The sequence below is a fragment of the Paraburkholderia sp. SIMBA_027 genome (genome assembly GCF_046535315.1).
GTDB classification, from domain to species: Bacteria; Pseudomonadota; Gammaproteobacteria; order Burkholderiales; family Burkholderiaceae; genus Paraburkholderia; species Paraburkholderia tropica.
Window position 1 is genome coordinate 327,619 of sequence record NZ_JAWRWY010000011.1, and the last position, 6,555, is coordinate 334,173.

Consider the following 6,555-nt stretch of genomic DNA (forward strand, 5'->3'; position numbering starts at 1 on the left):
CCGGCGATGACGACGGACGCAGCCCCCGCCCACCCGGTCGCCGACGCGACGCCGCGCGCCGTGCTCGACACGCGCGGCGTCTCGAAGACCTTCGGCGTCGTGCGCGCGCTGCGCGACGTCTCGCTCACCTTGCGCGCGGGCGAAGTGCACGGCCTGGTCGGCGAGAACGGCGCGGGCAAGTCCACGCTCATCAAGGTGCTCACGGGTTTTCATCAGCCCGACGCAGGCACGCTCGCGCTCGACGGCGCGAGCGTCGCTTTCGACAGTCCGCGCGCCGCGCAGCGCGCGGGCGTGTGCGCCGTGTATCAGGAAATCAACCTGATTCCGGAGCGCAGCGTCGCCGACAATATTTTTCTGTGTCACGAGCCCAAACGTTTCGGCATCCTGACCGATAGAAAGCAGATGCTCGAACGCACCGCGCAGATCGTGCAGCGTTACCGGCTCGCGGTCGATCCGGCGGCGAAGCTCGGCACGCTCGGGCTCGGCGCGCAGCAGATGGTGGCGATCGCGCGCGGCGTCTCGCTCGGCGCGCGTGTGCTGATTCTCGACGAACCGACTTCGGCGCTTAGTGGCGCGGAAGTGGACGTGCTGTTCGATGTGGTCGACGCGTTGCGCGCGGAAGGCATTGCGCTGCTGTTCGTGAGCCATCGGCTTTCCGAGTGCTATCGGCTGTGCGACCGTTTCACCGTGATGCGCGACGGCGCGGTGGTGCGCACTGGCACGCCGCAGGAGTTGCCGCGGGCCGCGCTGATCGCCGCGATGCTTGGCCGTGAAAGCGCGGGCGAGCACGCGTGGACCGACCGCTCGGGCAAGGCCGACGCCGGCGCGAGCACGACGCCCGCGCTCGAAGTCGACGGCCTGCAATGGGGCAACCGTGTGCGCGACGTGACGATGCGCGTGGCGCCGCGCGAGATCGTCGGGCTGGCCGGCTTGCTCGGCTCGGGCCGCACGGAAACCTTCAAGACGATCTTCGGCGCGCAGAAGCCCGATGCGGGCGACGTGCGTCTCGCGGGCCGTGCGCTCACGCACGCCACGCCCGCGCGCTCGATCGGACGCGGTCTCGCGTTTCTCTCCGAGGACCGGCGCGCCGAAGGGATCTTTCCGCGGCTGTCGGTGCGCGAGAACATCGTCGCGAGCCTGCTGCCGCGGATTTCGCGCTTCGGTTTCATCTCGCGCGCGAAGGAAGCACAGGTAGTGCGCGAGGCGATTGCGCGGCTCGGCATCAAGACGGCGGGGCCGGGCGCGCTGATCACCACGCTCTCGGGCGGCAATCAGCAGAAGGCGCTGATCGCGCGCTGTCTGTCGACGCAACCCGACGTGCTGCTGCTCGACGATCCGACGCGCGGCATCGACGTCGGCGCGAAGGAGGAAGTGCATCGCGTCGTGCAGCAGCTTGCGCAGGAAGGGCTCGCGGTCGTCGTCACGTCCTCGGAGATGGAAGAACTGCTCGCGCTGACGGACCGACTCGTGATGCTCAACGAAGGCGCGACGCACGGCGGCATGCCGACCGCGGGCGCGCATCCGGACGACGTGCTGGCCGTACTGGCGGGCCAGGCTGCGGACGCTGGCCCGGACAGCGGCGGCGCGTGAGCGCGGTTGACCGCTTGGCCCACCGCTGACACCGCGCGCGAGTATCCGCAAGAAGCGCCTAAACGACGCACCAACGACGCACAATCGACGAATCCCGCACCGATGGCGACCAACATTGAATCGAACGAGGAACGCTTGAGCCCCTCGAACTTCCCCGCGCCGCGCGCCGATCAGCCCGAAGCCGCGTCGCGCGGCCCCGCCGCCTGGCGCGTGGTGCTGCGCGAGCACAGCGTGTATTTCGCACTGGCGGCGCTCGTCGTGTTCAATCTGATCGTGACGCCCGGCTTCAAGAATCCGTTCGCCGCGCGCAGCCTGCTGTTCGAGGCGGCGCCGATCGTGTTGATCGCGCTCGGCCAGAACCTCGCCATTGCGACGCGCGGCATCGACCTCTCGGTCGGCTCGGTGATGGCGCTCGCGAGTGCTTCGATCGCCGTGTTTTTGCCTTATGGCGTGGGCACGGCGCTCGTCGGCGCGATTGCGGTGGGCGCTGTGGCGGGCTTGTGCAATGGCGCGCTGGTGGCGCTGCTGGCGATCGATCCGCTGATTTCCGGGCTTGCGCTGCTGGTCGCGGCGCGCGGGCTCGCGCAGGCGCTGCTCGGCGGCTCGCGCGTGAATTTGCCCGATGCGCCCGCCTTCGATCTGCTCGGCGCGGGCGCCCTCGGACCGGTGCCCATCGTCATGCTGATCGCGATTGCGCTGGCCGTGGTGGTGGCGTTCGTGGTGCGCCGCACGACCTTCGGGCGCTACACGATTCTCGTCGGCGCGAGTCGCAGCGCGGCGTTTCTCGCGGGCATTCCGGTGCGCCGCACGCTGTTTCTGGTCTACGCCGTGAGCGGCACGCTCGCGGGACTGGCGGGGCTGTTCGCGTCCTCGCGGCTCGGCGCGGCCGATCCGAATTACGTGGGCGTGAACTTCGAACTCGATGCGATCGCGGCTTCGGTGATCGGCGGCACGCCGCTGTCGGGTGGACGCATCTCGATCGTCGGCGCGGTGTTCGGCGTGTTGCTGCTTCAGGTGCTCGATGCGAGCTTCATCATGAACAACATCAGCTTTACGTATGCGCAGATCCTGAAGGCGGTGTTCATCGTCGTCGCGCTGTATCTGCAGCGCTCGGGAGCGTGAAGCGATGGCACACGAAACGACATCGACTCCCGCTAACGCCACAAACGCCGCGAATGGCGGCCGGCGCGCGCGGATCATCGCGCTCGTGCAGTCGCGCGGCGCAATCGGCATGCTGGTGGTCGTCGCGCTGATCGCGGGCCTTGTGTTCCCCGACTTCCTGCACTTCTCCAATCTCGCCGATATCGTCTCGAACAGCGCGTTTCTCGGACTCGTCGCGGTCGGGCAGAGTCTTGTGATCATTCTGGGCGGCTTCGATCTGTCGGTCGGCTCGATGGTCGGGCTCGGCACCGTGCTGTCGGCGTATGCCGCGCCCTACGGATGGGGCGCCGCGCTGCTCGCGCCGGTCGCGGCGGGCTTCGTCATCGGACTGATCAACGGTCTGCTGATCGCGCGCGCGAAGATGGCGCCGTTCATCGTCACGCTCGCCGCGTTGCTCGGTTTGAAGGGCTTCGCGCTCGTGCTGGCGAGTCAGGATCTGCTGATCGCGAATCCGGGTTTCTTCGCGCATATCGCGAACGGCGCGATTTTCGGCATCAGCAATCTGATCTGGGTGCTCGCGGTGGTCTACGGGCTCGGCGCGGTGCTGCTCAATCACACGCGTTTCGGCGCGGCGATTTTCGCGATCGGCGGCAACGAGGAGGCGGCGCGCATGCTCGGCGTGCGCGTGGAGCGCGTGAAGGTGCTCGCTTATGGGTTGTCGGGTGCGCTGGCCGGATTGTCGGGCGCGCTGCTGGCCTCGCATCTGGATTCGGGGCTGGCGGCGGCGGGCACCGGTTACGAGTTGCAGTCGATCGCGGCGGCCGTGATCGGCGGCGTGCTGTTGACGGGCGGCGTCGGGACGATGGCGGGGCCGCTCGCGGGCGTGCTGTTGCTCGGCGTGATCGATAACGTGATCAATCAGGTCGGCACGCTCAGTCCTTACTATCAGAATCTCGCGAGCGGCGCGTTCCTGCTTGCGGCGGTGATCGTCCAGACCGTGCTGACGGGGCGTCGACACGGCGTCGCGCGTGCGACGCCGGGATCGGGCAAACCGCGCGGCGGTGCAAGCAAGGGCGAGGCAAAAGGCGCGGCGGGCTGAGGCCGGCTGCGGCTAACTCTCACTTATTGATGAGAGACGGTCAGCTTCACGCGTGCGCCGCCGTCGGTCTGGGCGGTGATTTCGGTGCGGCTGCCGCGGGCGCCCAGATAGAAGTGCTGGCGGTTGGGCGAGTTGACGTCGTGTGTGGCGTCGGGCAGACACGAGGCGATGTCGGCCCCGACGCCTTCCAGCGCGTTGGTGCCGGAGCCGGCGTTGCGCCCGCTCCACATGCACTGATAGGTGCCGCGGCTGGCGGCGCATTGGGCGTCGTCGCCATAGGGTTGCGCGACGGCGCGGCCATCGTCGGCGCGCAAACCGGCGAAGTGTTGCGGCGCGGCGGCGACGATGCGTTTGAGCGCGGCGCAAGGGCTGGCGCTGTCGTCGGCGTGGACGGTGAGCGGCGCGGCCAGGGCAAGCGCAAGGGCGGCGCCGGTCGCGAGACGTTCAATCGCGGTCTTCATGGTGGCTACGCTGCGGGGCAGCGCCTCGTCGTGAGATCTTGCCGGGCGCGCAAACGGCGTGCCGGGAACGCGCTTTGCAATCCGTCGCTGACTACGCTCAACGAGGACAGCGATATGACAAAGCACACTCCCACCCTGCGAGCGGCCGCCTGGATGCTCGGATTCGCGTTGATCGGCGTGGCGGGCGCGAGCCACGCGGCGGCGCAAGACGAACAGGAACACGCGTGCCGTGGTGACGCGTTCCACTTCTGTGCGAGCGACATTCCTAATAAAGAGAAGATCACCGTGTGCATGAAGCAGCACTACGATGAGCTGTCGCCGCCGTGCAAGGCGATGTTCAAGAAGCCGCCGAAGGGCAGCAAGTCTTAGAGAACGGAGAGGCCAGGTGCTGGCGGTGTAATTGGCTGAAGCTGGCCGAAGGCGAGAGGCGCGGAGCGCCTCTATTTTTTTGCGGATTATTTTCGCGATGGGGCTTGCGTGAATGGTATCGCCTCGCTAAGATTCGCCCCCTTCGCTGCACGCAACAAGCAACACGCCGCAGCGAAGCCCGCGACGAAACCAGCGGGTTCGCAGGATCAACAAGCTTTTTAAGCGGTAACGTAAAAAAAGATGTTGACGAAACGAAAAAGAGACTTCATAATCTCGTTTCTGTGCTGCTGACGCAGCAACGCAGCAAACGCCGGGTAGTAACAGCGCACTACGGTGCGGCAGTCGAACCGGGCAGTTTGCGCGACGCGATCTTTAAAAATTTACAGCCGATAAGTGTGGGCGCTTGATAGGTGATGCGACCTGGCGGGTTCTTCGGAGCGTGTCAGGAGAAGCAAAAGTATCAAGAGTCTCACACTAAAGTAAGTCAGGTTTTTGAAGTAATTCAGATACCTGTCAGCTTTGAGTGAGCGACCGGTTCGAAAGAACCGAAAACAGTAACAGGTTTAAACTGAAGAGTTTGATCCTGGCTCAGATTGAACGCTGGCGGCATGCCTTACACATGCAAGTCGAACGGCAGCACGGGTGCTTGCACCTGGTGGCGAGTGGCGAACGGGTGAGTAATACATCGGAACGTGTCCTGTAGTGGGGGATAGCCCGGCGAAAGCCGGATTAATACCGCATACGATCTACGGATGAAAGCGGGGGATCTTCGGACCTCGCGCTATAGGGGCGGCCGATGGCGGATTAGCTAGTTGGTGAGGTAAAGGCTCACCAAGGCGACGATCCGTAGCTGGTCTGAGAGGACGACCAGCCACACTGGGACTGAGACACGGCCCAGACTCCTACGGGAGGCAGCAGTGGGGAATTTTGGACAATGGGCGAAAGCCTGATCCAGCAATGCCGCGTGTGTGAAGAAGGCCTTCGGGTTGTAAAGCACTTTTGTCCGGAAAGAAATCCCTGGTCCTAATATGGCCGGGGGATGACGGTACCGGAAGAATAAGCACCGGCTAACTACGTGCCAGCAGCCGCGGTAATACGTAGGGTGCAAGCGTTAATCGGAATTACTGGGCGTAAAGCGTGCGCAGGCGGTGATGTAAGACCGATGTGAAATCCCCGGGCTCAACCTGGGAACTGCATTGGTGACTGCATCGCTTGAGTATGGCAGAGGGGGGTAGAATTCCACGTGTAGCAGTGAAATGCGTAGAGATGTGGAGGAATACCGATGGCGAAGGCAGCCCCCTGGGTCAATACTGACGCTCATGCACGAAAGCGTGGGGAGCAAACAGGATTAGATACCCTGGTAGTCCACGCCCTAAACGATGTCAACTGGTTGTCGGGTCTTCATTGACTTGGTAACGTAGCTAACGCGTGAAGTTGACCGCCTGGGGAGTACGGTCGCAAGATTAAAACTCAAAGGAATTGACGGGGACCCGCACAAGCGGTGGATGATGTGGATTAATTCGATGCAACGCGAAAAACCTTACCTACCCTTGACATGTACGGAATTCCGCTGAGAGGTGGAAGTGCCCGAAAGGGAGCCGTAACACAGGTGCTGCATGGCTGTCGTCAGCTCGTGTCGTGAGATGTTGGGTTAAGTCCCGCAACGAGCGCAACCCTTGTCCCTAGTTGCTACGCAAGAGCACTCCAGGGAGACTGCCGGTGACAAACCGGAGGAAGGTGGGGATGACGTCAAGTCCTCATGGCCCTTATGGGTAGGGCTTCACACGTCATACAATGGTCGGAACAGAGGGTTGCCAAGCCGCGAGGTGGAGCCAATCCCAGAAAACCGATCGTAGTCCGGATCGCAGTCTGCAACTCGACTGCGTGAAGCTGGAATCGCTAGTAATCGCGGATCAGCATGCCGCGGTGAATACG

General features: G+C 64.1%; 6 protein-coding genes and 1 rRNA gene. 6 read left to right on the plus strand and 1 reads right to left on the minus strand.

Features of this window, described 5'->3' with window-relative positions:
• Window positions 1-6 precede the first annotated feature (6 nt).
• The 3 genes from SB764_RS22370 (at window position 7) to SB764_RS22380 (ending at window position 3,790) form a co-directional block, all read left to right on the plus strand.
• Window positions 7-1,590, plus strand: a complete 1,584-nt coding sequence (locus tag SB764_RS22370; protein WP_183040611.1) for a sugar ABC transporter ATP-binding protein — start codon at window positions 7-9, stop codon at window positions 1,588-1,590.
• Between the two features lie 102 nt (window positions 1,591-1,692).
• A complete protein-coding gene (locus tag SB764_RS22375) occupies window positions 1,693-2,712 on the plus strand; it encodes an ABC transporter permease (protein ID WP_080180717.1) in 1,020 nt (339 codons plus the stop codon).
• 4 nt (window positions 2,713-2,716) lie between these two features.
• Window positions 2,717-3,790 (plus strand): ABC transporter permease, encoded by a 1,074-nt coding sequence (locus tag SB764_RS22380; RefSeq protein WP_410864918.1) that lies wholly within the window; start codon window positions 2,717-2,719, stop codon window positions 3,788-3,790.
• A gap of 23 nt (window positions 3,791-3,813) precedes the next feature.
• Here the strand turns inward: SB764_RS22380 and SB764_RS22385 are convergent, their stop codons facing one another.
• Complete coding sequence (locus tag SB764_RS22385; RefSeq protein ID WP_065057938.1) at window positions 3,814-4,251, minus strand: hypothetical protein; 438 nt, start codon at window positions 4,249-4,251, stop codon at window positions 3,814-3,816.
• A gap of 153 nt (window positions 4,252-4,404) precedes the next feature.
• On the opposite strand from SB764_RS22385, the gene SB764_RS22390 reads away from it, so the two are divergent.
• The 3 genes from SB764_RS22390 to SB764_RS22400 all read left to right on the plus strand — a co-directional run.
• Window positions 4,405-4,620 carry a hypothetical protein gene (locus SB764_RS22390; RefSeq protein WP_410864932.1) on the plus strand — a complete coding sequence of 72 codons (216 nt, stop codon included), beginning with the start codon at window positions 4,405-4,407 and terminating at the stop codon, window positions 4,618-4,620.
• Window positions 4,621-4,724: 104 nt separating this feature from the next.
• Complete coding sequence (locus tag SB764_RS22395) at window positions 4,725-5,027, plus strand: hypothetical protein (RefSeq protein WP_410864920.1); 303 nt, start codon at window positions 4,725-4,727, stop codon at window positions 5,025-5,027.
• Between the two features lie 158 nt (window positions 5,028-5,185).
• Window positions 5,186-6,555: ribosomal RNA gene (locus SB764_RS22400) — 16S ribosomal RNA — on the plus strand; the annotation flags it as partial.

What these genes read in the sequence shown, in the direction of transcription:
- SB764_RS22380 (WP_410864918.1), top strand. Translation starts at nt 2,717, where the DNA reads ATGGCACACGAAACGACATCGACTCCCGCTAACGCCACAAACGCCGCG.
- SB764_RS22375 (WP_080180717.1), top strand. Translation starts at nt 1,693, where the DNA reads ATGGCGACCAACATTGAATCGAACGAGGAACGCTTGAGCCCCTCGAAC.
- SB764_RS22385 (WP_065057938.1), bottom strand. Translation starts at nt 4,251, where the DNA reads ATGAAGACCGCGATTGAACGTCTCGCGACCGGCGCCGCCCTTGCGCTT.
- SB764_RS22370 (WP_183040611.1), top strand. Translation starts at nt 7, where the DNA reads ATGACGACGGACGCAGCCCCCGCCCACCCGGTCGCCGACGCGACGCCG.
- SB764_RS22390 (WP_410864932.1), top strand. Translation starts at nt 4,405, where the DNA reads ATGCTCGGATTCGCGTTGATCGGCGTGGCGGGCGCGAGCCACGCGGCG.